This window comes from Methylogaea oryzae (assembly GCF_019669985.1).
Taxonomy (GTDB): domain Bacteria; phylum Pseudomonadota; class Gammaproteobacteria; order Methylococcales; family Methylococcaceae; genus Methylogaea; species Methylogaea oryzae.
In genome coordinates this window covers 2,880,177-2,904,908 of the sequence record NZ_AP019782.1, presented here as the reverse complement: position 1 = coordinate 2,904,908, position 24,732 = coordinate 2,880,177, and the positions used below count along the sequence as shown (strand labels likewise).

23 protein-coding genes are annotated in these 24,732 nt (G+C 64.9%); 12 read left to right on the top strand and 11 right to left on the bottom strand.

From position 1 onward, the window contains the following. Positions 1 to 56: 56 nt before the first annotated feature. From K5607_RS12685 to pgaB, 8 genes are all read right to left on the bottom strand, one after another. A complete protein-coding gene (locus K5607_RS12685; protein ID WP_281427704.1) occupies positions 57 to 2,549 on the bottom strand; it encodes a serine/threonine protein kinase in 2,493 nt (830 codons plus the stop codon). Between the two features lie 175 nt (positions 2,550 to 2,724). Then, the gene (gene gloA / locus K5607_RS12680; RefSeq protein WP_221047231.1) at positions 2,725 to 3,117 is read right to left on the bottom strand and encodes a lactoylglutathione lyase; all 393 of its coding nucleotides are present in this window, start codon (positions 3,115 to 3,117) and stop codon (positions 2,725 to 2,727) included. 12 nt (positions 3,118 to 3,129) lie between these two features. Then, entirely contained in the window at positions 3,130 to 3,558 is a 429-nt protein-coding gene (locus tag K5607_RS12675) for a hypothetical protein (protein ID WP_054774415.1), read from the bottom strand. 99 nt (positions 3,559 to 3,657) lie between these two features. Continuing rightward, the gene (rsmA, locus tag K5607_RS12670; RefSeq protein ID WP_054774416.1) at positions 3,658 to 4,446 is read right to left on the bottom strand and encodes a 16S rRNA (adenine(1518)-N(6)/adenine(1519)-N(6))-dimethyltransferase RsmA; all 789 of its coding nucleotides are present in this window, start codon (positions 4,444 to 4,446) and stop codon (positions 3,658 to 3,660) included. A gap of 1 nt (position 4,447) precedes the next feature. Further along, complete coding sequence (gene pdxA / locus K5607_RS12665; RefSeq protein ID WP_221047230.1) at positions 4,448 to 5,449, bottom strand: 4-hydroxythreonine-4-phosphate dehydrogenase PdxA; 1,002 nt, start codon at positions 5,447 to 5,449, stop codon at positions 4,448 to 4,450. Between the two features lie 109 nt (positions 5,450 to 5,558). Continuing rightward, positions 5,559 to 6,038, bottom strand: coding sequence for a poly-beta-1,6-N-acetyl-D-glucosamine biosynthesis protein PgaD (pgaD, locus tag K5607_RS12660; RefSeq protein ID WP_221047229.1), 480 nt, complete (start codon positions 6,036 to 6,038; stop codon positions 5,559 to 5,561). Between the two features lie 90 nt (positions 6,039 to 6,128). Then, positions 6,129 to 7,520 (bottom strand): poly-beta-1,6-N-acetyl-D-glucosamine synthase, encoded by a 1,392-nt coding sequence (pgaC, locus tag K5607_RS12655; RefSeq protein WP_221047228.1) that lies wholly within the window; start codon positions 7,518 to 7,520, stop codon positions 6,129 to 6,131. Between the two features lie 8 nt (positions 7,521 to 7,528). Continuing rightward, the gene (pgaB, locus tag K5607_RS12650) at positions 7,529 to 9,433 is read right to left on the bottom strand and encodes a poly-beta-1,6-N-acetyl-D-glucosamine N-deacetylase PgaB (protein WP_246598860.1); all 1,905 of its coding nucleotides are present in this window, start codon (positions 9,431 to 9,433) and stop codon (positions 7,529 to 7,531) included. A 372-nt stretch (positions 9,434 to 9,805) separates the two neighbouring features. Here pgaB and K5607_RS12645 point away from each other — a divergent pair, with 372 nt between their 5' ends. The 5 genes from K5607_RS12645 (at position 9,806) to lipB (ending at position 14,331) form a co-directional block, all read left to right on the top strand. Further along, positions 9,806 to 10,894, top strand: coding sequence for a D-alanyl-D-alanine carboxypeptidase family protein (locus K5607_RS12645; protein WP_082411510.1), 1,089 nt, complete (start codon positions 9,806 to 9,808; stop codon positions 10,892 to 10,894). 28 nt (positions 10,895 to 10,922) lie between these two features. Further along, positions 10,923 to 11,765, top strand: a complete 843-nt coding sequence (locus K5607_RS12640) for an aminotransferase class IV (protein WP_246598859.1) — start codon at positions 10,923 to 10,925, stop codon at positions 11,763 to 11,765. Then, on the top strand, positions 11,762 to 12,031 hold the full coding sequence (locus tag K5607_RS12635; protein WP_221047226.1) for a YbeD family protein: 270 nt from the start codon (positions 11,762 to 11,764) through the stop codon (positions 12,029 to 12,031). Before K5607_RS12640 ends, K5607_RS12635 begins: the two co-directional genes overlap by 4 nt. Positions 12,032 to 12,110: 79 nt before the next feature. After that, complete coding sequence (gene mgtE, locus K5607_RS12630) at positions 12,111 to 13,553, top strand: magnesium transporter (RefSeq protein WP_221047225.1); 1,443 nt, start codon at positions 12,111 to 12,113, stop codon at positions 13,551 to 13,553. 109 nt (positions 13,554 to 13,662) lie between these two features. Next, on the top strand, positions 13,663 to 14,331 hold the full coding sequence (lipB, locus tag K5607_RS12625; RefSeq protein WP_221047224.1) for a lipoyl(octanoyl) transferase LipB: 669 nt from the start codon (positions 13,663 to 13,665) through the stop codon (positions 14,329 to 14,331). On the opposite strand, the gene K5607_RS12620 is transcribed toward lipB, so the two are convergent. Both K5607_RS12620 and K5607_RS12615 read right to left on the bottom strand, forming a co-directional pair. Beyond that, positions 14,328 to 15,641, bottom strand: a complete 1,314-nt coding sequence (locus K5607_RS12620) for a YhjD/YihY/BrkB family envelope integrity protein (protein WP_221047223.1) — start codon at positions 15,639 to 15,641, stop codon at positions 14,328 to 14,330. The genes lipB and K5607_RS12620 overlap by 4 nt on opposite strands. Positions 15,642 to 15,643: 2 nt before the next feature. Further along, a complete protein-coding gene (locus tag K5607_RS12615) occupies positions 15,644 to 17,197 on the bottom strand; it encodes a phytoene desaturase family protein (RefSeq protein ID WP_221047222.1) in 1,554 nt (517 codons plus the stop codon). 192 nt (positions 17,198 to 17,389) lie between these two features. On the opposite strand from K5607_RS12615, the gene K5607_RS12610 reads away from it, so the two are divergent. Continuing rightward, the gene (locus tag K5607_RS12610; RefSeq protein WP_054774505.1) at positions 17,390 to 17,635 is read left to right on the top strand and encodes a type II toxin-antitoxin system Phd/YefM family antitoxin; all 246 of its coding nucleotides are present in this window, start codon (positions 17,390 to 17,392) and stop codon (positions 17,633 to 17,635) included. Next, positions 17,635 to 18,060, top strand: a complete 426-nt coding sequence (locus K5607_RS12605; RefSeq protein WP_221047221.1) for a type II toxin-antitoxin system VapC family toxin — start codon at positions 17,635 to 17,637, stop codon at positions 18,058 to 18,060. Before K5607_RS12610 ends, K5607_RS12605 begins: the two co-directional genes overlap by 1 nt. A gap of 111 nt (positions 18,061 to 18,171) precedes the next feature. Here K5607_RS12605 and K5607_RS12600 read toward each other — a convergent pair whose 3' ends face one another. Further along, positions 18,172 to 19,401, bottom strand: coding sequence for an AMP-binding protein (locus K5607_RS12600; RefSeq protein ID WP_246598858.1), 1,230 nt, complete (start codon positions 19,399 to 19,401; stop codon positions 18,172 to 18,174). 153 nt (positions 19,402 to 19,554) lie between these two features. On the opposite strand from K5607_RS12600, the gene K5607_RS12595 reads away from it, so the two are divergent. The 5 genes from K5607_RS12595 (at position 19,555) to K5607_RS12575 (ending at position 24,719) form a co-directional block, all read left to right on the top strand. After that, entirely contained in the window at positions 19,555 to 20,781 is a 1,227-nt protein-coding gene (locus K5607_RS12595) for an NAD(P)/FAD-dependent oxidoreductase (protein WP_221047219.1), read from the top strand. A 351-nt stretch (positions 20,782 to 21,132) separates the two neighbouring features. Then, on the top strand, positions 21,133 to 22,302 hold the full coding sequence (locus K5607_RS12590; RefSeq protein ID WP_221047218.1) for a beta-ketoacyl-ACP synthase: 1,170 nt from the start codon (positions 21,133 to 21,135) through the stop codon (positions 22,300 to 22,302). Then, a complete protein-coding gene (locus K5607_RS12585) occupies positions 22,295 to 22,765 on the top strand; it encodes a hotdog family protein (protein ID WP_246598857.1) in 471 nt (156 codons plus the stop codon). The genes K5607_RS12590 and K5607_RS12585 overlap by 8 nt, the downstream gene beginning before the upstream one ends. Then, on the top strand, positions 22,762 to 23,490 hold the full coding sequence (gene fabG / locus K5607_RS12580) for a 3-oxoacyl-ACP reductase FabG (protein WP_054774812.1): 729 nt from the start codon (positions 22,762 to 22,764) through the stop codon (positions 23,488 to 23,490). Before K5607_RS12585 ends, fabG begins: the two co-directional genes overlap by 4 nt. Then, positions 23,484 to 24,719, top strand: coding sequence for a beta-ketoacyl-ACP synthase (locus K5607_RS12575; RefSeq protein WP_221047217.1), 1,236 nt, complete (start codon positions 23,484 to 23,486; stop codon positions 24,717 to 24,719). The genes fabG and K5607_RS12575 overlap by 7 nt, the downstream gene beginning before the upstream one ends. The last annotated feature ends 13 nt before the right edge of the window (positions 24,720 to 24,732 follow it).

Sequence of the window (24,732 nt, the reverse complement as noted above, 5' to 3'; positions counted from 1 at the left end):
GCCCGGGTTCCCGCCGTTCCGCGCGGGAACTCGACGGCCGCGGTTCTCGCGGCGCGCTAAACCTTTTTGGTCGACAGGTTCATGCCGATATTCGCCTGTTGCACCAGCTCGACGAATACGTTGAAGGCTCCCAGATCCAGAGGGCGGTCGCTGTTGCCCCGGTCGGCGTAAAACAAGCCGATCACGGTTTTGTTGATGCTGATGGGCATGACGAAACATTCGTTCTGCCCCAACTGGCCGCGTACGCTGGGGGTGAAGAATTTCTGCATGGCTTCGTCCCGTTGCGGGATGATCCAGCTTCCGCCGTTTTCCGACAGCGCGAAAGAGAAGATGTTTTTCTCGTGGCGGATGTCGAATTCCAAAACGCCCTTGCGGTATTCGCCGCCCATGCCTTTCGACGATTTCTCCCGGAGCGTTGCGTGATTCGGGGTGATCGCCGCGAACATGACGCGGTCCATGCCGATGATTTTCTGCATGCCTTCCATGACTTTCTCGAACAGCGCGCTGATATCGATGGTGCTGTTGAGCATATTGGAAATGTCCTGCAGAACGCGGACTCTTTCCTCGATATTGACGGAGCCGAGCCCGGCGGCGCTAACGGCAACGGCCTCTTCGCCGCCGTTTTCGGCGGGTTCGTCGTCCGCCAAGGTCGGCGTGACGATAAAATGAGCCAGGCTGCGGGCGCCCAATTGGGCCGCGACGGCCACGGCTTGCTCGGCGTTTTCCACGACGATGGGGCGCAGCTCGGCGGCGGATTTCTGCGTGATGGCGGTGAGTTGGTCCAGGCTTTCCTGCGCGCCGGGCGCATCCAGGCCTTGTTCCAGTTCGTCGACAAGCTTATGGCTGTAGTGAACCAGCTTGGTTCTATAACTGCCCGACGCGTCCGCGTCGGCGATGCACTCCTCGATCAATCCGCCCAACTGCCAGGCTTTGCATAGGGCCGCTTCCAGTTCCTTGAGGGTGAAGCCCAATACGCGCCGCTCCGCTTCCGTGGCGGCGACGCCGGAGGCGATCAACTGGCGGATCCGCACGCACGCCCCTTGGCCGTAACACCAGAAAGCCACGCGCCCGAAATTATTCATCAGGGCGGCGACGAACACCTCTTCCGGGAAAGGGTCGCCCGCCAGCATGGCGAAGGCCTTGGCTTGCACGGCGGCATGCAGCGAGTTGGCGATGAGTCGGTTGATTTCCTCGCTGTTGTGCCGCGAGGCTGCGGATTCCATGTAGGAGCAGGCGATGGCGAGGTTGTGGATGTTCTTGATGCCCAGAATGATGATGGCCCGGCTGATGTTGGGCAGCTTTTGGCGGGACGGATTGTAATAAGGGCTGTTTCCCAGCTTCAGCAGCTTGGCGGTCAGGGTGGGGTCCTGCTGGATAATGCGCGCCAACTCCATGGCGCCGGCCGCTTTGGAGTTCATCGCCTGGTTGATGCGCAAGGCGGTGTGGGAAAAGATCGGCAATTCCTGTTTGGTCAGATAGGCGACCCATTCCTCCAGGGTGGCGGGAGGATGTCTCTGCGTTGCCGTTGCCGTTGCTGGAGCTGGAGCTGGAGCTGGAGCTGGAGCTGGAGCTGGAGCTGGAGCCGGAGCCGGAGCCGGAGCCGGAGCCGGAGCCGGAGCCGGAGCCGGAGCTACGGCTTCCCTGGCGAGTGCCGGGCGGGCATTGGCTGATGCGGCCGCGCTGGCCGCCATCACCATTTGTTTGCGTAAGCCGTTGAGCGCCGCGTTGAATTCTTCGGCGTTCTGGTAGCGGTCGGCGGCGTTCTTGGCGAGCGCCTTGGCGACAATGGCGTCGCAAATCGGCGGCAACAAGGGGTTGAGTTTGGTGGGCGCCGCGGGTTCGCCGGTCAACACGCTGTGCATGACCGCCGTGATGTTGTTGCCGCTGAAAGGTTTTTCGCCGGTCAGCAACTGATAGAAAATGACGCCCGCCGAGAACAGGTCGGCGCGCCCGTCGACCTGTTTTCCCATCAATTGCTCCGGCGCCATATGGGTGGGCGTGCCCATGACTTCGCCGGTTTGGGTCAATTCCGATGTGTCGATGCGGGCGATGCCGAAGTCGGCGATTTTCACCCGGCTGCCGCCGTCGAGCAGGATGATGTTGGCGGGTTTGATGTCGCGGTGGATGATGTTGTTGCGGTGGGAATACGCCAGTCCATCCAGCAGCTGGCACATGATGTCCACGGCGGTTTTCAACACGAAGCGCTGCTTGTGGCGGAAAAAATCCTCCAACTCCTTGCCGTGTATCATCTCCATGGCGATGAACACCGTGTCGCCGTCCTCGGCGTAGTCGTAGACCACCACGACGTTGGGGTGGTTCAGGCGGGCGGCGGCTTGGGCTTCGCGGCGAAACCGCTCGAGAATATTGTCGGCGTCGTATTTGGCGCTGTGCTGCAGTAAATCCTTGCGTATGGTTTTTAGCGCTACTTCGCGGCCCAATACCGGGTCGAAACCCTCGTATACGATGCCCATCGAGCCGCGTCCCAATTCCCGGACAACTTTATATTTGCCGAGCGTCACAGTTTCGCTGTTTGGTCGATTGACAGTCATGCCTGGTTGGCGCTGGGAAAGTGACGGTTTCCCAGGCATTTTACCCTCTGGCCGTGCGCTTGGGTACGTGGCTCGGCGGAAAAGTGGGGGATGCGTCCGGAGGAATAAATTGGCGGGCAATACCGCCGGCTGAGGGTGAAACCGGCGGTATTCAATGGGGGAAAAGCGGGGAAAATCAGCCGAATGAAGCTGCGTCCAACAATTCTATTTTATAACCGTCGGGATCTTCCACGAAGGCGATAACCGTATTGCCGTGCATCATGGGGCCGGCTTCACGCACCACCTTGCCGCCGGCCGCGCGGATTTTCTCCACGGATTGATAGACGTTTTCCACGCCGATGGCGATGTGGCCGAAGGCGTTGCCCAATTCGTATTTTTCCACGCCGTAGTTGTAGGTGAGCTCCAGCACCGTGTCGCGGCTTTCGTCGCCGTAGCCGACGAAGGCCAGGGTGAACTTGCCTTCGGGGAAGTCCATTTGGCGCAACAGCTTCATGCCCAGCACTTCGGTATAAAACCGCAGCGATCTTTCCAAATCGCCGACGCGGATCATGGTGTGCAGAAAACGCATGGCGGGTCCGCTTCAGGTGGCCGGTTTGGCGGGCGCTGCCGGACGCTGTTCCGGTTCGCGTTGGTCGGTCAGGCGGCCCATGCAGCTGACGATGTGCTCGGTGATGCTCAGCGCCGCTTTGCGGGCTTCCTTAACCGAGCCGAACAGTTGCGCGGCCTCGTCGATGGCCTTCTGCGCTTCCTGTGAATTGGCGATGGTCAGGAATTTCGCATAGGCTTCGTAGTAAGCGCCGCGACGGGTATCCACGGGCATCACCGGCAAGGATTGGGCGATTTCTTCCAGCACGCAGCCGGTCATGTCCTTGGGGTCGATCTTGTAGTCCTTCAGGTCGGAATCGGCTTCCATCTTGGCGAGCAGAGCTTGTTCCAGGGTGAGCTTCTCCTGGCGGCCGCAACCGGTCAGGGCCGAGACGGCCAGCAGGGCGAACACAAGTTTTTTCATCGGTTTCGATTCCAGTCTACTGTTGGTGGTGGGGCGATGCGGCGTCCGGTGCGGCGCCTTCGCTAACTGCATATTATGCGCGCGGGGCGCGGGTTTAAGTCAACCTTGCTTGCCTTGCAGCGCTTGGGCCAGGCGGGCATAGTCCGCCAGGGACAGGGTTTCGGCGCGGGCGCGCGGATCGACGCCGGCTTGCTCGATGCCGTCGTCGTCGAGCAGGCCTTTGAGGGCGTTGTGCAAGGTTTTGCGCCGCTGCGAAAAGGCTTTGGCCACCACTTGCTCCAGGTCGTGGAGATTGGCGACCGCCACCGGCGGCTGCCGGTGCGGGGTGAGGCGGAAGACGCTGGAGGTGACTTTGGGCTGCGGGTGGAAGCTTTCCGGGTAGACCTCGAACAGCGCCTCCGCATCGCAGTGGTATTGCGTCATGACGCTCAAACGGCCGTAGGCGTCGTCCCCCGGCCGGGCGCACAGGCGCTCCACCACTTCCTTTTGCAGCATGAAGTGCATGTCCTCGATGCAGTCGTTCTGTTCGAACAGGCGGAACAGCAGCGGCGTGGAAATGTTGTAGGGCAGGTTGCCGATAACGCGCAGCCTTTCGCCGTTTTCCACCAGTTCGCTCAAGGGAAACTGCAAGGCGTCGGCGCTGTGGATGCGCAGTTTGGCTTCGCCGTCGAACTGGCGTTGCAGGCGCGCCACTAGGTCGCGGTCGATTTCCAGCACGTCGAGGCGGCGACAGCCGCGCAGCAGCGGCCGGGTCAGGGCGCCCTGGCCGGGGCCGATTTCCACCAGGTGTTCGTCGGGCAGCGGATGGACGGCGCCGACGATGGCATTGATGACGCTTTCGTCGTGGAGGAAATTCTGGCCGAAGCGTTTGCGGGCTTGGTGTTGCATATCAGTTTCGCGTGGTTGTGCTGTGGCGCGCCATGTCCATGGCGGTTTCCAAGGCGGCGTAAAGGCTGCCCGCGTCGGCTCGGCCGGTTCCGGCCAAATCCAGCGCCGTACCGTGGTCCACCGAGGTGCGGATGATGGGCAGGCCCAAGGTGATGTTGACGGCTTGGCCGAAGCCCAGATGCTTGAGCACCGGCAGGCCCTGGTCGTGGTACATGGCCAATACCGCGTCGGTGTGTTGCAGGTATTTGGGGATGAACAGGGTGTCTGCCGGCAGCGGGCCTTGCAGGTCCATGCCCTCGGTTCTGAGTTGGGCCAGCACCGGTTCGATGACGTCGATTTCTTCCCTTCCCAAATGGCCGCCTTCGCCGGCGTGGGGATTGAGTCCGCACACCAGGATGCGCGGCGCGGCGAGGCCGAAGCGTTGCCGCAGGTCGCCGTGGAGGATGCGCAAAACCTTCTCCAGCACGGGACGGGTAACGGCGTCGGCCACTTGGCGCAAGGGCAGGTGGGTGGTGGCCAGCGCAACCCGCAGGCCGGGCGCCGCCAACATCATCACCGGATAGCCGCCGGTGAGTTCCGCCAGGAATTCCGTATGGCCGGTGAAGGGGATGCCGGCGTCGTTGATGACCCCTTTATGCACCGGGCCGGTCGTCAGGGCCTGGCTGCGGCCCGATCGGCACAGGGCGGCGGCGGCGCGCAGGGTGTCCAGCACATAGGGGGCGTTGGCGGCGTCGAGGCGGCCCGGTTGGACGGGACCGCGCAGGGCGACGGGCAGCGTTTGCAATCGACCGGGGCGGTGGATCGCCGGCTGGTTCGGATCGAAATCGTCGATGCGCAGCGGCAAGCCCAGTTGCTCGGCCCGTTGCCTCAGCAGGGCGGGATCGGCCACCGCCACCAGTTCGCAGGGCAGCTCCCGCTGGGCGGCCTGCACGGCCAAATCGGGGCCGATGCCGGCCGGTTCGCCGGGGGTTAGCACCAAGCGGGGCAGGGCTGTGTCGGTCATGGCGTGGTCGTTCCGCGTTTCGGAGGAGCTTGGGTGTGTTTGCTAATCGGCGGTTGCTCGGAGCGGTCGCCGCGGCGGAGGCCGGCGATGGCTTTACCGCGCGGTATCGCTACGCGCCTGGCGCAACCGCTGCGCCCGCCGGTTCGTCGGCGGCCGCGGCGGATTCCATTTGCACGATATGCCCGTGGTCGTCGAAATGCACGGTGATGCGTTGGGCGTTTTGGCAGCGGTCCAGATCGGCCGGCGCGACGGCGTAGGCCTGGCACAGCTCGGCTTTGCCCACCGGCGGCGGCTGTTGGCCGGGAGGCGAGCGTCGAAGGCTGGTCAGGAGGGTCCAGCACAACCACAGGGCGACGATGACCAGCACGGCTTCACCGTACAGCTCCATGAGCTCCATGAGGCTTTTGTAGCCGCCGAACCAGCGGATCTCCTTGGCCAGTTGGCGCAGGCCCATGAGCCAGCCGCTCAAGGTGACGATGGGAACCAGGAAATACAGCCACAGCAGCCAGCAGGTGACCGTCACCACGAAGGCGCCGAAGCGCTGCTGGAAGGTTTGCAGATGGGGGACGTTGATAATCAGGTCGCTCATTGGATTACACCCTGTCGATTCGGGTCGGCCGGCCAAGGATGTGGCGCGGCAGGCGGCGCGGGGTTGGAACATAAACGGCGCAGCCGGAATTCATCTTTTGGGCCGCAAGCCGCGGTCATGGGTTACCCACACCGCGCGAGTGCCGCGGGTTTTGCGCATGGCCTTGACGAAGCCGGTGACGGTGGTGCCGACGTTGATCATCCAATAAACGATGGGGTACCAGATCATCCAGTAGTAATAGCGCGACATGCCGCCGGTGCGGCGTTCGTAATGGGAGTCGATGGACAGGCTGACGGCGAATTGGATCAGGCAGGTGACGCTCAGCAGCATGCTGGTCCAGCTGGGGGACAGGTCCGCCAGTTGCTCGCGGCGCGACTCGGTGAACAGGTCGATGGGCAGGTAGAGCATCAAGGCCACCACCAGGAACGACCAGGAGATGCTGACCACGCATTCCAAATACAGGGGCCACATGGCCAGGGAGGTGCGGCGCAGCATGTCGCGGCCGTAACGGAACAGCACCTCGGCGCCGCCTTGGGCCCAACGCACCCGCTGCTTCCACAGGCCTTTGAGGGTTTCCGGCATCAGCACCCAGCACAGGGCGTTGGGCTCGAAGCGGATGTCCCAGCCGGCCAGTTGCAGCTTCCAGCTGATGTCGATGTCCTCCGTGATCATGTCGTTGCTCCAGTAGCCCACCTGGTGCAGGGCCGACTTGCGGAAGGCGGCGATGACGCCGGACACGGTGAACACCCGGCCGTAGGTGCGCTGGGCGCGCTTGATGGTGCCGACGATGGCGGAGAATTCGCCCACCTGCACCCGGCCCAGCAGGGTGGAGCGGTTGCGGATGCGGGGGTTGCCGGTGATGGCGCCGACTTTGGGATCGTCGATGAAGTGGCGCACCATCCAGGTGACCGCTTCCAGGCCCAGCAGGGTGTCGCCGTCGATGCACACCAGGTATTCGTTTTTCGCCAGCAGGGCGGCGGTGCGCAATCCCATGGCCTTGCCCTGGTTGGTGGCGAGATTCACCACCCGCAACTGGGGGTGGATGTCGGCCAGCTCCAGCAGGATTTCCAAGGTGTTGTCCTTGCTGCCGTCGTTGATGGCGATGATCTCGAAATCGGGGTATTTCTGCTTCAGCAGGAATTCCACGGTTTCCCGCACGTTGTCCGCTTCGTTGTGGCAGGGTACCAGTATGGACACCGGCGGATAGTGCGGTAGCGCCGGCAGGTTTTCCGGGTCGTTGTTGCGCCGTTCCCAGCGCAAGTAGTAGATGATGGCGCCGATCATCCAGACGTAGGCCATGAGCAGCGGGTAATAGAAGATGAAGCGGGCCGCCAGGTCCGTCAGGTCGTCCCAGTATTTCCAGCGGGCCAAGTGGTTGTAGCCGCGCACCGCTTCGTGCAGCCAATACTGGGCGTCGTCCAGCAGCGCCTCCCAGGGCAGGGTTTGGTGGCCTGCGTGAACCAATAGATCGAAGTCAGCCATGGTGGGGCCTAACGGGGTAAAGCGAAGTGTTGTTGGAGATCGGACAGGCGCGGCTGGTCATTATGGGCATTGTCCGGGTAGTAGCCAATATGGACGGCGCCCAGCTTGCGCAGCATGTCCACTTGGCGGTTGAAGGTTTCCATGGGCACCGGTTTCTGCGTGTTCCAGTCCATGCTTTGCAGCTCGAACACCGTCTTGCTCAGGCCGTCCTTGTGGGCGGCGGCGCGCTTGACCACTTCCGCCAGCCAGCGGTCCGGGTCGGCGGCTTTTTCCATGAAAGGCATGGCCTCGACGGCGACGTAGTCGTAGCCTTTGAGGAAGGCCGGGAAGGACTGGGCATACCACTCCTCGCTTTCCGGTTGCAGCAGGGGCAGCGTGTAAAAGTTGCGCGCGGTTTTGATGTAGGGCCGGTAGAGGCGCACTTTGTCCGCCAGGTAATCGGTGAATTCGATCATCAGGCCGGTTTTGCGCTGGGCCCAGGCCAGGCGCATCTTGGGCGTGGCGTGCAGGGCGGCGAAATCGCCGGGCAATCCCCACACGTCGCGGGTATAGGCCAACGCCTGCGGCGAGGCGTCCTCGAAGTCGGAGAGAATGCCGTCGTCGTGGAACAGGATGCCGTCGAAGGCGCAGTGCTTGGCCAGGTCTTCGTACAGCTCGCCCACCCAGCGGCGCGCCTCCGGGTTGAACGGCGAGAGGCGGGTGTAGATGTGGCCGGCGGTTTGCGCCTTGCCGTCGCGCCATTCCTTGACGTACCAGTCGTCCGGCAGCTTGGCCTTGTACGCCATCATGGGCATCCAGGCGTACACCTTGACGCCGGCCCGCGTTTTCAGCTGCCAGGCGACGCGGTTGAACAGGTCCTGACGCACCGGCAGGTGGCGGTTGGGGAAGTACAGCTGCTCGGCGTTGCCGTCGCCGTCCGGGTCGGAATAGGCCTGCAGGTAGACGGTGCTGATGCCCATGTCGCGGATGCGCTCGATCAGGGCGCCCAGGTTGCGTTCGGTTTGCGCCGGATCGGGGTCGTGGATGTAGTCCATGTCCACGTGCGCCACCCGCTGCGGCAGGGCGGCCCGCAGGCCGGTGACGATACCGGCGAACTGTTCCCGGTTGGGATCGTCGGCGATCAACAATCGCTTCATGGCGCGCAGGTCCGCCAGGGTATTGGCGCCGTCCTTCAGGCCCATGGTGATGGGCATGCCGGCTTCCTTCGCGGCTTCCAGGGTGATTTCGTTGTATTCGCCGTAGGGCCAGACCATGACGCGGGGACGCACGCCGACGTTTTGGAAAATGAAGTCGGCGCTTTGCTCCATGGCGTCGTGGATGCGCTTGCGGTAGGCCTCGTCGTCCTCGTAGCGGCCGGTTTCTTTGTTGTAGCGGCGCGCCACGGCGGCGCCCTGTTCGTTGCCCTGGGGATTGGCCGGGATGCCCTGGTGCAGGCCGTAGCTGTGGGAGGCGATTTCCACCAGGCCCGAGCGGGCCAGCTCGCGCGCCTGTTCCCAGGTGAGTATCTGCTTGTCGCCGGGCATGTCCGGCTTCACGGAGCGGTCCATCCAGGTGCCGATGAGGGCCACTGTGGCCGGGTAGTTGTATTTTTTCAGCAGCGGGAAGACTTTCGTATAGAAGCTCTGGTAGCCGTCGTCGAAGGTCAGCAGCACCGCCTTGGCCGGCAAGCTGCGTTTGCCGTCGGCGGCGTCCAATACGTCCTGCACGCTGACCACGCGGTAGCCTTGCTGCTTGAGCCAGGCGAAGTGGCTTTCGAAGTGATCGCGGCTCACCGCCACCCGGTCGAAGGGCGGCACCCGTTCTTCTTCGTCGATGATGTCGTGATAGTTGATCGCCAGGAAGGTCGGTTCGGCCGCCTGAACCGCACCAGCCGTCAGGGCCAGGCAGAACAGGCAGGCGAGGGTGCGCAGCATAGCTAACATGTGGCTGGGGGTAGTCCGTCAGGGTCGTTGATGTTCGTGGTCGTCGGCGGGCGGGGCCGCCGCCGGATGCGGGCGGTTTTTCTCGCGGTGCGGCATCGCCGGCGCTCGCGGAGGGGCGATGTCGCCGGCCGGATCGCTCCGCTCTATTTTGGTGCTTCATGCACAAATCCGCGACGGGCGGGCTCGCGCGGCTGGTGGTGCAGGGCTTGTAAGGCTAGAATAGAGGGCGCTTATCTCCCTCCTTCCAGACCATCGCGATACGCCGTGAACAACACATATTGTAAATCACATTCCTGGTATGCGGTTGCCGTTTTGGCCTTGGCTCTATGGAACCTGGGCCCGGCTTTTGCGGATGAGCCGCAAATGCAGATCATGATCCCCGCCGCGCCCGAGTTGCCCGCCAAAGCCTATTACGTCGAGGATTTCCACAGCGGCCGGGTGCTGGTCGAGTCCAATGCCGACGAACGCTTGCCGCCGGCCAGCCTTACCAAGATCATGACGGCTTACGTGGTGTTTCGCGAGCTGGGCAACGGCAACCTCAAACTCACCGACCTGGTCACCATCAGCCAGAAGGCCTGGCACACCGAAGGCTCGCGCATGTTCATCGAGGTGGGCAAAAAAGTGCCGGTGGAAGACCTCATCAAGGGCATGATTATCCAATCCGGCAACGACGCCAGCGTCGCCCTGGCCGAACACATCGCCGGGGACGAGACCATTTTCGCCCAGATGATGAACCAGCAGGCCGAGCGCCTGGGCATGAAGAACTCCCATTTCATCAACAGCCACGGCGACGTGACGCCGGAAGTCCAGGCGCAGCACTACACCACCGCCCGCGACATGTCCATCGTCACCCACGCCATCATCCGCGAGTATCCCCAATACTATAAGTGGCATTCGCAGAAGGAGTTTTTCTTCAACGGCATCAAGCAGATGAACCGCAACAAATTGTTGTGGCGCGACGAGACCGTGGACGGCGTGAAGACCGGGCACACGGAAGCCGCCGGTTTCTGCCTGGTGGCGTCGGCGTTGCGCGACGGCATGCGTTTGATCTCGGTGGTGTTGGGCACCAAGAGCGACGAAGCCCGCGCTTCCTCCAACCAAGCCCTGCTCAACTACGGTTTCCGTTTCTTTGAAACGCGGCCGTTGTACAAGGCGGGCGAGAAGCTGGCCGAGGCCAAGGTGTGGAAAGGCGCGGAGTCCGCGGCGCCCATGGGATTGCGCGAAGACTTGTATGTGACCATTCCGCGCAAGCAGTACGAAAAGCTGAAGGCCACCATGGACATGGACAAGGAAATCGCCGCGCCCATCGCCAAGGGCCAGGTGCTGGGCCGGGTGAACATTTACCTGAATGACGAGGTGATCACCCAGGCGCCGCTGGTGGCTTTGGCCGATGTGGCCGCCGGCGGGATATTCCGGCGCATGATGGACAATATACGCATGATAATGCATTGAGGCAGTGCCGGGACTTATGGCAAACGACATGCCCGATGTTTACCTGAACGGCCGCTTCCTGCCCCTGGACCAAGCTCAGGTGTCGGTGCTGGATCGCGGTTTCCTGTTCGCCGACGGCGTCTACGAAGTGATCCCGGTTTATGGCGGGCGCATGTTGCGCTGGTCGGAACACTGGCGCCGCCTGGAGGCCAGCCTGGCGGGCATCCGCATGGCTCCGCCGTTGTCCATGGACGAGTTGGAAAACGCGCTGCAGCGCCTCATCGACGGCGAGCACGACCAGTACGTCTACCTGCAGATCACCCGCGGCTACGCCGGCAAGCGCGACCATGCCCTGCCGGCCCAATACCAGCCGACGGTGTTCGCCATGTGCTCGCCCATCGTGTCCTTCGACCGCGCCGCCGGCATCAAGGCCGTGGTGCTGGACGACATCCGCTGGAAGTTGTGCCACATCAAATCCATCGCCTTGCTGGGCAACATCCTGCTGCGCCAGGAAGCGGTGGACCAAGGTGCGGCGGAGGCCATCCTGGCGCGCGACGGCCTGGTGACCGAAGCCGCCGCCGCCAACGTGTTCGCCTTGCTCGACGGCGTGCTGGTGACGCCCCCCAAGGGGCCGGAACTGCTGCCGGGCATTACCCGCGACCTGATTCTGGAAATCGCCCAGGAAAACGGCATTGCCGCCCGCGAGGGCGATATCTCCTTGGATGTCCTGCGAAGCGCCGAGGAAATCTGGGTGACCAGTTCCACCCGCGAGATCGTGCCGGTGATCGAACTGGACGGCAAGCCGGTGGGCAACGGCCAGGCCGGCGCGGCCTGGCGGCGCATGGATGCGCTGTACCAGGACTTCAAGGCTAAGGCGCGGAGGGGGCAATGAGCGAAGCGGCCCAACCGCTGTTGACTTTTCCCTGCGACTTTCCCATCAAGGCCATGGGCCGGGACGGGGAAGGCTTCGAGGCGACGGTGCTGGAATTGGTGCGCCGCCACGCGCCCGACCTGCGGGAAAACGCCGTGGCGATTCGCCCCAGCCGCAACGGCCGTTACCTGTCCGTGACGGTGACCGTGCGCGCCGTCAGCCAGGAGCAGCTGGACGCCATCTATCGTGAATTGTCTTCCAGCGAGGCCGTGCTGATGGCGCTTTAACCGCTCCGCCGAAGCCGCCCGGCGGCGAACTCACCCTTACTCTGGACCGTTGCCGGTCCACGGATGCAAAGCAGGCGGTATGGCTGAAGCGAACAACACCCAGTCCGAAGAAAAGCTGAAACAGCACCTGGAGCAGGTCCTCGAACTGCTCAACAAGCAGCGGTTGGAAGAGGCCGTGGTGCAACAGCAAGCCATGCCGCGCCACCAATTGGTGGAAACTTTGCTGCACAAGCAGCAGCAGGCCGCGCTCAAACACAAGCTCGACCAGCTCCACTCCGCCGACATCGCCTATATCCTGGAAGCGCTGCCCCTGGAGCAGCGTTTGCTGGTGTGGAACCTGGTCAAGTCGGAACTGGACGGCCAGATCCTGTTGGACGTGTCCGACGCCGTGCGGGAAACGCTCATTTCCGACATGGACCGGCACGAGCTGCTCAGCGCCACCGAGCAGCTGGACACGGACGAAATCGCCGACCTGGCGCCGGTGTTGCCCGAAGAGGTGATGCAGGAGCTGCTGGAGTCCTTGAACCACCAAAACCGCGCCCGTTTGGAGTCGGTGTTGGGCCACGAGGAGGACACGGTGGCGTCGCTGATGGACTTCGGCATGGTCACCATCCGCGAAGACATCACCCTGGGCGTGGTGCTGCGTTATTTGCGCCGCCGCGGCGAGCTGCCGGAGCACACCGACAAGCTGTTCGTGGTGGACAAGCAAAACCTGCTGCGCGGCGTGCTGCCCTTGCAAAGGCTGCTGGTCAATTCGCCCGACGCGCCGGTGGCGGACATCATGAGCCGCGACGTGGTCAGCTTCCAGTTGGACGCCGACGCGGAAGACGCCGCCCGCGCCTTCGAACGCTACGATCTGTTGTCCGCCCCGGTGGTGGACCGGGAAAACCGCCTGCAAGGCCGTATCGGCGTGGACGCCATCCTCGATCACATCCGCGAAAAGTCCAAAGAAGACATGCTGGCCCAGGCCGGCCTGCTGGAGGAAGAAGACCTGTTCTCCAGCGTGTGGAAGTCCGCCAAGAACCGTTGGTTCTGGCTGGCCGTCAACCTGGTCACGGCTTTCCTCAGCACGCGCGTCATCGGCCTGTTCGAAAACACCATCGCCCACATCGTCGCCCTGGCTTCCCTCATGCCCATCGTTGCCGGCATCGGCGGCAACACCGGCACGCAAACCAGCACCCTCATCGTGCGCTCCCTGGCGCTGGACCTGATCACCCCGGCCAACGCCGGCCGGCTTATCGCCAAGGAGCTGTCCATCGGTTTCCTCAACGGCGCGGTGTGGGGCACCGTCATCGGCCTGTTCGCCTGGGGCTTGTACGGCGACGAGCGACTGGCCTTGGTGATGGCCTCGGCCATGATGCTCAACTTGCTGCTGGCCGCCATGGTCGGCCTGGCCGTGCCGCTGATGCGCCACAAGCTGCACCTGGACCCGGCCATGGGCACCAGCGTGCTGCTTACCGCCATCACCGACGGCATGGGCTTTTTCATCTTCCTCGGCCTGGCCACGGTGTTTTTGCTGTAAGCCCCGGCGGGGCGGCACCGCCGCCCGTTCCGCCCGATGTTCCTTCTCCCCGGGGCTGGGGCGAGGAAAGTCCTAGGCCTATCGACCATCCGACGACCGCAATACGCCTATGTCGCCAACGTCTAAAAACCCCCTGCACCTACGCCGCCTCGGCCGCCGCGATTACCAGGACACCTGGCAAGCCATGCGCGCCTTCACCGACGCGCGGGGTGCCGACACCCCCGACGAAATCTGGATCGTCGAACACCCGCCGGTGTATACCCAGGGCGTGGCTGGCAAGCCCGAGCACGTGCTGGACGCCGGCGACGTCCCCCTGCTGCGCAGCGATCGGGGCGGCCAGGTCACTTACCACGGCCCCGGCCAGTTGGTGCTTTATACGCTGCTGGACTTGCGCCGGCTGAACCTGAGCGTGAAGGTGCTGGTGCAAATGCTGGAACAGGCGGTGATCGCCGCCCTGGCCCAATACGGCATCAGAGCGGAACCGCGGGAAGGCGCGCCCGGCGTCTACGTGGACGGCGCGAAAATCGCGTCCCTGGGCCTGCGGGTGCGCCAAGGCGGTTGCTACCATGGCCTCAGCCTGAACGTGGACATGGATTTAGGTCCCTTCGGCCGCATCAACCCCTGCGGCTACGCCGGCCTGGCCGTGACGCAGTTGGCCGATTTGGGCGTGTCCGCCCGTTACGACGACCCGGCCGCGCCGATCATCCAATGGCTGGCGCGGGCGCTGGGTTATGGGACGTTCGTGTTCGCCGGGGACGGGCTGCCCGGCGACGATTAGCCGCCGCCGGCCTCGATCAACTGCAACAGCGAGCGCTGCTCCAAGGCCTCCAAGCCGGCGGCCTCCGCTTGCCCGCAAAGCCGCGACGCCAGTTCGACGGGTGCATCCTGTATTCCGTGGGACGCGGCCGCTTCGCCGCGTATGGCCTGGTAAACGTCGCGCGGGCTGACGGCGGCGAGGTCCTTGGCCGGCAGGTAGGACTCCTCGCCGTTGTCCATGCAGAACAGCAAGCCGTGCCGGACGAGTTCGCGCAGCAGTTCGCGGGCGGCGTCGACGGGCAAGCGCAGGTGCTGGCACAACGCCTCCAGCGTCCACGGCCGCTGCCCTCGCGCGAAGCGCTCGGCGATCAACAGCATCATCGCCAATCCCGCCCATTCCTTCTGGCGGTTGCCGAGGGTGGGGCGGCGGCGTTCGAAGGCGAGATAGGCCGGATACTGGTGCAGGAAAGCCACCCGGCCGCCCAGCAATATCACCAGCCAGCTCAGGTACAACCACATCATGAACAGGACGGCGATGGCCAGGCTGGAGTATACGGCGTCGTAATTGGCGGAGCCGGCGACGAATTCGGCGAAGCCCCAGCCCAGGGCTTTCCAGGCCAGGCCGGCGCAGGCGCCGCCGGTGAGGGCGGAACGGAACGCCACCCGGGTGTTGGGCAGGAACAGGTAGATGAAAGTGAACGCCGCCACGATGAGGGCATAGGGCGCGACGACGCCCAGCAGCAGGTAGACGCCGCCGAACAGCTCGCGGTTGAGCAGGCTCTGGGCGGTTTGCGACGCGGCCATGGACGCCATGATGCCGATGGCGGAGAACACCAGCACCGGCCCCACCAGCACCACGCTCAGGTAGTCGCTGAAGCGGCGCGCGATGCCCCGGGACGACTTGGCATGCCAGATGTGGTTGAAGGCCGCCTCGGTTTTCTCCAGCATGGAACCCACCGTGTAGAACAACATGGCGACGCCCAGACTGCCCAGCACGCCGACGTTCATGTTCTCCACGAAGCCGATGATCCTCGACGTCAGCTCCCCGCCTTGCGGCCCCAGCGGCTTGAACAGCTCCGACAGGAACGGTTGCAGCTGGTTGTGGATGCCGAAGGATTTCAGCACCGAGAAACTCACCGCCAGCAGCGGCACCAGGGACAGCAGCGTGGTGTAGACCAGGCTCATGGCGCGCAGGTCCAGCTGCTCCTCGGTCGCCTCGCGGATGATGGCGCGCAGCCAGCGGCCGGCGCCATGGCTGGCCCAAAGGCGCCGGCAGCGGCGACGCAGCGCCTGGCTCGAGCGAACGGCGGCGGCCAAGCGTTTGCGCGGCACGGCTAAGCCTCCACGCCCAGGGACCGCCAGAAATCCTCCTGGCGGGGGATGTCGAGCACCGCCTGGGCGGCCAGTTGAGCGGAAATGCTGACGCCGGCGATGCCGCCGCCGGGGCGGGTCCAGTGGCCGGTGTGGTACAGGCCGGGCAGGGCGCCGCGCACGCCGGGGCGGTTGGGGCCGATCTGTTCCGGGGTGGGCGCGTAGCCGTAGGCGGCGCCCTGGCGGTTGAGGGTGTAGCGCTCCAACGTGCGGGGCGAGCCCGATTCCACCAGCAGCAGGCGGCCGTTGAGGCCGGGGAAACGCGACTCGGCTTTTTCCAGCAGCTGTCGTTCGAAGCCCGCCTTGGCCTGCCGCCAGGACTGGCCCACGTCGAACGGGCAAAGGGTAGTCAGCAGCAGGACGTGTTGGCCGGCCGGCGCCAGGGACGGATCGGCCAGGCAGGGCAGGGTGGCGGAGAACCAGTTGGGCCGGCCCGCCTGGGTGAGGGCGTAGCCTTGTTCGTGGTCGAAGGAGTCGTAGAAGAACGACTCGTGGGCGTGGCCCCGTTCGGCGAAGGGATAGTCGCTGGCGATGTAAGTGACGAACACCGACAGGGAGGGGGTGAGCTGTTCCAATCCTTGCCAATGGCCGTCCGGCAAATGCTCCCGCCCGACCAACAGCTCCGCCGTCTGGCGCGCGTCGGCGTTGGACACCACCGCCCCGGCGCGGATGACCTGGCCGTTTTCCAGCACGATGCCGCAGGCCCGGCCTTGCTCCACCCGGATGCGGCGCACGCTGGAGTTGAGCAGCACTTCGCCGCCCTGTTTCTCCACGGCGGCGGCCAGCTGGTTGGCGTAGTTCTGGAAACTGCCGCGGCAGTAGTAGCCGCCCTCGTAGGTATAGCCCGCCATCATGCTGGCCCAGTAGAGGAAGGACAGTCGGCCGGGCGGCAGGCCCAGGTACGGCCACAGCGAAGCGCATACGCTCTTCAGGCGCGGATCGGCGAGGAACTCGTCCAGCGCCTCGGCCAGGCTGGCGCGCCGGTAGCGCAACAGGTTGGGCAGGGCCTGCGCCGGCGAGACGCGGCTGCCGCGGCCTTGCGCCAGCACTTCCTCCGCCAGCATGGCCTCTTCCGCCAGCGCCCGGCACAGGCGCATCAGTTCCAACAGCCGGTCTTTTTCCCGGGGAAAACGCTCGGCCAGGCCGTCGACGAAAGCCGCTTCGCCCGCCCGCAACGGCACCTCGAACTCCGGATAGACCGCCCGGGCATAGTCGGGAACGGGCAGAAACAAGGCTTCGGTGTCCAGCCCCGCCGCCCGGCCGATCCTGTGGATGGTGCTGCCGTTGCGGTAGCCCTCCGCGCCGCAGCCGCTGACCAAGTGCACGCCCGAATCGAACTGGAAGCCCCGCCGCTTGAAGCCGTGGGCGTAACCGCCGGGCCGGTCGTGCCGTTCCACCACCAGCACCGATTTTCCCGCCTTCGCCAGCAAGGCCGCCGTGCTCAAGCCGCCGATGCCGGCGCCGACGATGGCCACGTCGTAGGCTTCTTGTTTGGATTCCCGGTGGATGCCGCGCATGGTTTTTCTTGTGGGCAGGATGATTTGCGAATCCGCTCGCAACAGGCGGGGGCAGGCTAACAGATTGGCGGCGGTGTCTCAAATGGCGCTACCCCTTGTGGAGGCCCCTACAAACTGTCCGGCAGGCAACCTTGTTGCTATGGCAACCGGCCGATACACTGATCCTAAAGGCGTAACCAGGAGCACAGGGCTATGACGACGGAAATTGGGGCTTATGAGGCTAAAACCCACTTACCGGAGCTATTGCGCAACGTTCAAGCGGGCCAGCACTTCATCATCACCCATCGAGGATCGCCCGTGGCGGAGCTGGCTCCCACCGGCTCGTCCGCCAAGCGCAAGGCCGGGCAAGCCGCGCTGCGCATGCAGGACTTCATGCGCGAGTCGGCAGGGGCCGAGGGCGTGGACATCAAAGCGTTGCTGGAAGAAGGCCGCGATTGATGCGTTTCGTGTTGGACAACTCGGTAGCCATGCGTTGGCTATTCGGCGACGGATCGCCTGAGGATTTGTCCTATGCCACGCACGTCCTGCAACGCATGGCACAGGACGGCGCCGAAGCGCTGGTGCCGGCCATCTGGGCGCTGGAGGCCGGCAACGTGATAGCGAGAGCGGAAGCCAAGGGGTGGTTGAAGGAGGCGCGCAGCGCCGAATTTCTCGGACTCATCCAACAAATGGCGATTACCGCCGATTCCGCCACTTTCGCCCAAGGCCTGGGCGACACGCTCCAACTTGCCCGCCGTTACAATCTATCCGCCTACGATGCGTCCTACTTGGAGCTGGCGTTGCGGGAAGGTTTGCCGTTGGCCACGCTGGATAGCGGCCTGCGAGATGCTGTACAACGAGCCGGCGTCGGCCTGTTCGAATGAGGGCGTGGGACTGTAGGATGCGGTGAGTCGGCGAACCGCATCGTTCGCGTTACTCGTCAGCGGAACCGCTGGCCCGTTCCGCCCTACGAGGCGGGAATCTAGGGCATCGTCTCACGCCAAATTCGCCAAAAACCTTTCCAATTCGGCTTTGGTCAGTTTGCCCACCGCGTTGCGCGGCAGCGACTCGGCGAAATGCACTCTGCGCGGCAGGAACACTTCGTCCACGTAGGGCCGCAAGCCTTGGCGGACGCTTTGCTTGTCCGCCGTTCCCACCACCACGGCGGCGAGGCGGCCTTCGCCGGTTTCGGTTTCCTGCAGGTAGCAAAAGCCGTCTTCCACCCCGTCGATGTCCTTGAGCCGCCGGTTCAGTTCGGCCAGGGAGGCGCGCTTGCCGCCGATCTTGACCATATCCTGCTGCCGGCCCAGCAGGTTGAAGCGGCCGTCCGGCTCGATGCGCAAGTCGTCTTGCAGCCAAACCGGGTCGGGCAAGTGGGGCGATTCCAGGCGGGTTTGGCCGGCTGCGTCGGGGATCAACCGGGCGCCGGCGTAGGGCCGCCACAGGCTGTCGCGCAAGGGTTCGCGGTTGGCGAATGAAAGAGTCTCCGTGCTACCATAAATTTCGTGTGGAGACCGCCCCAGGGCGGTTTTTATTTGACCGGCGAGCTGCTCGGGCAGGGCGTCGGTGGCGGAAATCACGCCGGCGATTTCGTCCCAGGAACCGGGTGCCTTGACCAGGGCGCGCAGGTGGGTGGGCGTGGAGGCCAGCAGGGCGGGCCAGGGGGCGTTTGCCGCGATGCGGCGGATGTCCTCGGGGAAGAAAGGCTTGCCGTCGTGCAGCACCAGCCGGGAAAACAGCGGCCAGAACACCGAGGTTTCCAGGCCGTACATATGTTGCGGCGGCGTGGTGGACAGCAGCAGCCGCGGTTGTTGTCCGAGGCCCAGGCTGGACAGCGCCATCAGGGCCGAGGTCCTGAACGTGCCGAGGCTGTGGACGCAGGGCTTGGGCCTGCCGCCGCTGCCCGAGGTGAAGGCGATGACGGCGGGGTGTCGCCAGTCGTAATCGGGTTCCGGGGCGGCGGCTCCGGATTGGGTTGCCGCCACCTCGAACCAGGGCAGGCCGGCCGCTTGCGCCTCCCGCTCGGCGGCCACATAGGCGCCGGGATAATCGTCCGCAATTTCCCGCAGCACCGCCGCCTGGCTTGAGGGCGGCAGCAGGCAAGCCTGTCCCCGCCACGCCGCCGCCAACAGGCTGACGCAAAACAGGTAGCGGTTTTCGCACAGGTTGAACATCGAGGGCCGCTCGGGCAGCCGCCGCGCCAATTCCCGCACGTCGGACCACAAGTTCCCGCGCGTAACTAGGCGGCCCCGGTAGAGGGCAAAAGGGGCTTCGTTTGGCTGAGGGGAGTGCAGGGGTTCCCGCATGGAAGGAGCTCGCTGGGCTGTAAGCGCTGACGTGGGCCGTCATTTTAACCGGGTGAGAGATATCAAGAAAAAATGGACGCGGATGTATTGATTATCGGCGCCGGCCCGTCCGGCAGCGTGGCGGCCAGCCTGTTGAAGCAACGGGGCCGCCGCGTGGTGATCCTGGAGAAAGAGCGGTTTCCGCGTTTCTCCATCGGCGAAAGCCTGCTGCCCCAGTGCATGGAATTTCTGCAGGAGGCGGGGATGTTGGATGCGGTGGCGGCGGAAGGCTTCCAGCACAAGAACGGCGCGGCCTTTTCCTGCGGCGGCAGGCGGGCGGAATTCGATTTCCGGGAAAAATTCAGCGCCGGCCCGGGCACCACCTACCAAGTGCCGCGCGCCCGCTTCGACCACGCGCTGGCCGAGGCCGCCGAGGCCGGCGGCGTGCCGATCCATTACCGCCACAGCATCGTCGCCGCCGACTTCTCCGTCCCCGGCAGGGCGCGCCTGACCAGCGTCGATGCCGAGGGCGCGCAGCGGGACTGGACCGCCGCCATGGTGCTGGACGCCAGCGGCTTCGGCCGGGTCCTGCCGCGCTTGCTCGACCTGGAAACGCCCTCGTCGCTGTCGCCGCGCCAGGCGCTGTTCACCCACATCGAGGACCGTATCGCCGTGGCCGATTACGACCGCGACAAGATCCTCATCGCCATCCATCCCCAGCACCACGAAATCTGGTATTGGCTGATCCCTTTCAGCAACGGCCGCAGCTCCCTCGGCGTGGTGGCGCCGCAAGGATTTCTTGACCAACGCGGCGGCGAGCCGCTGGCGCTGTTGCGGCAAATCGCCTCGGAGGAGCCGCGTCTGGCCGAATTGCTGGCGGATAGCCGCTTCGACACCCCGGCCAACCGTATCGGCGGCTATTCCGCCAACGTCAAAAGCCTGTACGGCCAGGGCTACGCCTTGCTGGGCAATGCCGGGGAGTTTCTCGATCCGGTGTTTTCCTCCGGCGTCACCATCGCCTTGAAATCCGCCTCCCTGGCCGCGCCCCTGGTGGAGCGGCAGTTGCAAGGCCTGCCGGTGGACTGGCAGGTGGAATACGAGCAGGCCCTGCGCAAGGGCATCGAGGTGTTCCGCGCCTACGTGGAGGCCTGGTACGACGGGCGCTTCCAACGGCTGATTTTCGAGGAAAACCAGCTGGCCAGCGTCAAGGCTATGATCAGTTCCATCCTGGCCGGTTACGCCTGGGACGAGGCCAATCCCATGACCCAGCGCAGCGCCAAGAAGATCGAGGCCATGGCCGAGATGTGTTTGCCTTTGTGATTGCTTTGCCGCCAATAACCGCCGGCGGTAGCCCAATGTGGCGGGTCAGGCTTTGAGCGCCTTCGGCGAGTGGTTTGAATGTGGGTTAGCCGCACCCACGGGCGGGTTCCTTTTCTTTGCTTGTCCAAAGAAAAGGAACCAAAAGAAAGGACACCCGATTGCCGCGCCCCTTCGGGGTGCCCTGCGCTCCTCGCTTGGACCGGGAGTTGGCCGACAGGCCATCCCTGGCCTGACGCCCAACCCGCCGCATCCGTGCGGCGGCCCTGCGGGTTATTCCCGGCCCAAGCTGCGGTGCTCGGCGCGGCAAACGGGACCGCTCAATCCGGCAAAGTGGAAGAACAAGGCAAAGTTTTGTTTCTGCATGATTTAGGCATCGTCTGCGCCTTGGGGCATGGCAAGGCCGAGGTGTTGGCCAACTGGCTCGCCGGGCGCCGCCCTGAGCCGGCGCCGGTCCCCTGGCTGGCTACGGCCATCCCCGCGTTGAGCGTGCCGGGCGAGTTGCCGCCGCTGCCGCCCGGTTTGGCGGATTACGACTGCCGCAACAACCGCCTGCTGCTGGCGGCCCTGGGGCAGATCGAACCGGCTGTGCGGCGGGCGCTGGAGCAATACGGCCCCCATCGCATCGGCGTGGTCGTCGGCACCAGCACTTCCGGCATCGCCGAGGGCGAAGAGGCGGTGGGAATGTTGCGCACCACCGGCCGGATGCCGGCCGGCTACCATTACCGGCAGCAGGAACTGGGCGGGGCGGCCGAGTTCCTTGCGCGCCATCTCGGCGCGCAAGGGCCGGCCTATACCGTTTCCACCACCTGCTCCTCCAGCGCCAACGCCCTGGCCTCGGCGCGCCGGTTGCTGCGGCTGGGCGTGTGCGACGCGGTGCTGGCGGGCGGCGGCGACGCCTTGTGCCGCACCACCCTGGAAGGCTTCGCCGCCCTGGGCGCCATCAGCAAGACCCGCTGCAACCCCTTCAGCCGTAACCGCGACGGCACCCTCATCGGCGAGGGGGCGGCGCTGTTCCTCATGAGCCGCGAGCCCGCCCCCGTCGCTCTGCTGGGCGCAGGCGCCAGCGCCGACGCCTACCACATTTCCGCGCCCCGCCCCGACGGTTCCTGCGCCAAGGCGGCCATGCAAGCCGCCTTGCGCGATGCGGGCCTTGCGCCGGAACGGCTGGACTACATCAACCTGCACGGCACGGCCACGCCGCAAAACGATGCCATGGAAAGCCGGGCGGTGGCCGAGCTGTTCGGCGGCGGCATTGCTTGCGGCTCCAGCAAGCCCGCCACCGGCCATTGCCTGGGCGCGGCCGGGGCCATCGAGGCGGGATTGTGCTGGCTGTTGCTGTCGGAATCGAACCGGGAAGGCAGGCTGCCGCCCCATTTGTGGGATGGTGAATTAGATCCCGAAATGCCGCGTCTGGGGTTCGCCGCGCTGGAAACCCGGCGCTCGAAACCACTACAATACTGCCTCAGCAACTCTTTCGCGTTCGGCGGCAACAATGTGTCCCTGCTCATCGGACATGCCTGAAACTTCAGTGGATTTTCCTTACCCCGTCGCCGCGCTTTTGCCCCAGTCCCACACCATGGTCCTGCTGGACCGGGTCGTCGAGGTGGGGGACGAGCACATCGTCGTCGAGGTGACCGTGCGCGACGACGGGCTGTTTTCCCTGCCCGACCGCACCGTTCCCGCCTGGGTCGGCCTGGAGTACATGGCGCAGGCCATCGCCGCTTATTCCGGGTACCACCGGCGCTGCCGGGGCGAGGAAATCGGCTTGGGGTTTTTGCTGGGCACCCGCCATTACCAATGTTCGGCCGGCGGTTTCCCTTGCGGCGCGCGCCTGCGGGTGCGGGCCGAAAAAATCATCGAGGCGGCCAACGAGATGTCGGTGTTCGGTTGCACCATCGACGGCGAGCACGTCCACGCGGATTCCAAGCTCAACGTGCTGTTGCCCAAGGACGCGAAAACATTTCTCGCCGGAAAAGGAATATGAGCCAAAAAACCATTCTGGTCACGGGTTCCAGCCGCGGCATCGGCAAAGCCATCGCCATGCGCCTGGCCCGCGAGGGCTACGACATCGTCGTGCACTGCCGCAGCCGTTTGGACGAAGCCGGTGAGGTGCGCGACGGCATCGTCGAGCTGGGCCGGCAGGCGCGGGTCTTGAGCTTCGACCTGGCCGACCGCGCCGCCGCCAAGGATGCCCTGGAAGCCGATATCCAGGCCCATGGCGCCTATTACGGCGTGGTGTGCAACGCCGGCCTGTCGCGCGACAACGCTTTTCCCGCCCTGAGCGGGGAGGATTGGGACCAGGTGCTGCGCAGCAATCTGGACGGCTTCTACAACGTGCTGTATCCCCTGGTGATGCCAATGATCCAGCGCCGCAAGCCGGGGCGCATCGTCACCCTGTCGTCGGTGTCGGGGCTCATCGGCAACCGCGGCCAGGTCAACTACAGCGCCGCCAAGGCCGGCATCATCGGCGCCAGCAAGGCGCTGGCGGTGGAACTGGCCAAGCGCAAGATCACCGTCAACTGCGTGGCGCCGGGCCTGATCGAGACCGACATGCTGGACGGCGCGCCCCTGGATGAAATCATGGCGGCGATTCCCGCCAAGCGCATGGGCACCCCGGAGGAGGTCGCCGCCCTGGTGGCCTTCCTCATGTCGGAAGACGCCGGCTACATCACCCGCCAGGTGATCGCGGTGAACGGCGGCCTATGTTGACGCGGCGCGTGGTGGTCACCGGCATGGCCGGTTTTTCCCCCATCGGCAACGATTGGGAGGCGATGCGCGCCAGGCTCCAGGCGGGTCAGTCGGGCATCCGTTATCTGCCGGAGTGGGAGCAGTACAACGGCCTCCTCACCCGGCTGGGCGCGCCGGTGGAGAATTTCAGCCTGCCGGCCCATTACACCCGCAAGAACACCCGCAGCATGGGGCGCGTGTCCCTGCTGGCGACCCGCGCCACGGAACTGGCCCTGGAGGACGCCGGCCTGCTGGGCGACGCCGTGGTGGTCGGCGGCCGCACCGGCGTGGCTTACGGCTCCTCGGTGGGCTCGACGCCGGCCATCGCCGATTTCGGCCGCATGCTCATCAACCGCGACATCGGCACCCTCAACGCCACCACCTACCTGAAAATGATGGGCCACACCAGCGCCGCCAACGTGGCGGTGTTTTTCCAGGTGCGCGGCCGCGTCATACCCTCCGTCAGCGCCTGCACGTCCGGCAGCATGGGCATCGGTTACGCCTACGAGGCCATCAAGTTCGGCTTGCAGGACGTGATGCTGGCCGGCGGCGCGGAAGAGCTGTGTCCGACCGAGGCGGCAACCTTCGACGCTTTGTACGCCACCAGCACGCGCAATAGCGAGCCGCAGCTCACCCCCAGGCCCTTCGACCGCGACCGCGACGGCCTGGTGATCGGCGAGGGCGGCTGCACCCTGGTGCTGGAGGAGCTGGGCCGAGCCCAGGCGCGGGGGGCGCGCATCCATGCCGAGGTGGCCGGTTTCGCCTCCAACGCCGACGGCTCCCATATCACCCAACCCAACCCGGACACCATGCAGGTGGTCATGCGCCTGGCCTTGCAGGACGCCGCCGTGGAGCCGGGCCAAATCGGCTATATCAGCGCCCACGGCACCGCCACCGACCAGGGCGACGTCGCCGAAAGCCACGCCACCCGGGCGGTTTTCGGGCGGCACACGCCCATCAGCAGTATGAAGGGCTACACCGGCCATACCTTGGGGGCTTGCGGCGCCCTGGAGGCCATGGCCGCCATCCACATGATGCGGGAGGGCTGGTTCCATCCCAACCTGAACCTGGACAATCCCGATCCCCGGTGCGCGGAACTGGATTACATCGTAGGCTCCGGCCGCGCCATCGACACCGAATACGTGGTAAGCAACAACTTCGCCTTCGGCGGCATCAACACCTCCCTGGTCCTGCGCCGCTGGGATGACTGAGGCGGCGCAGCCC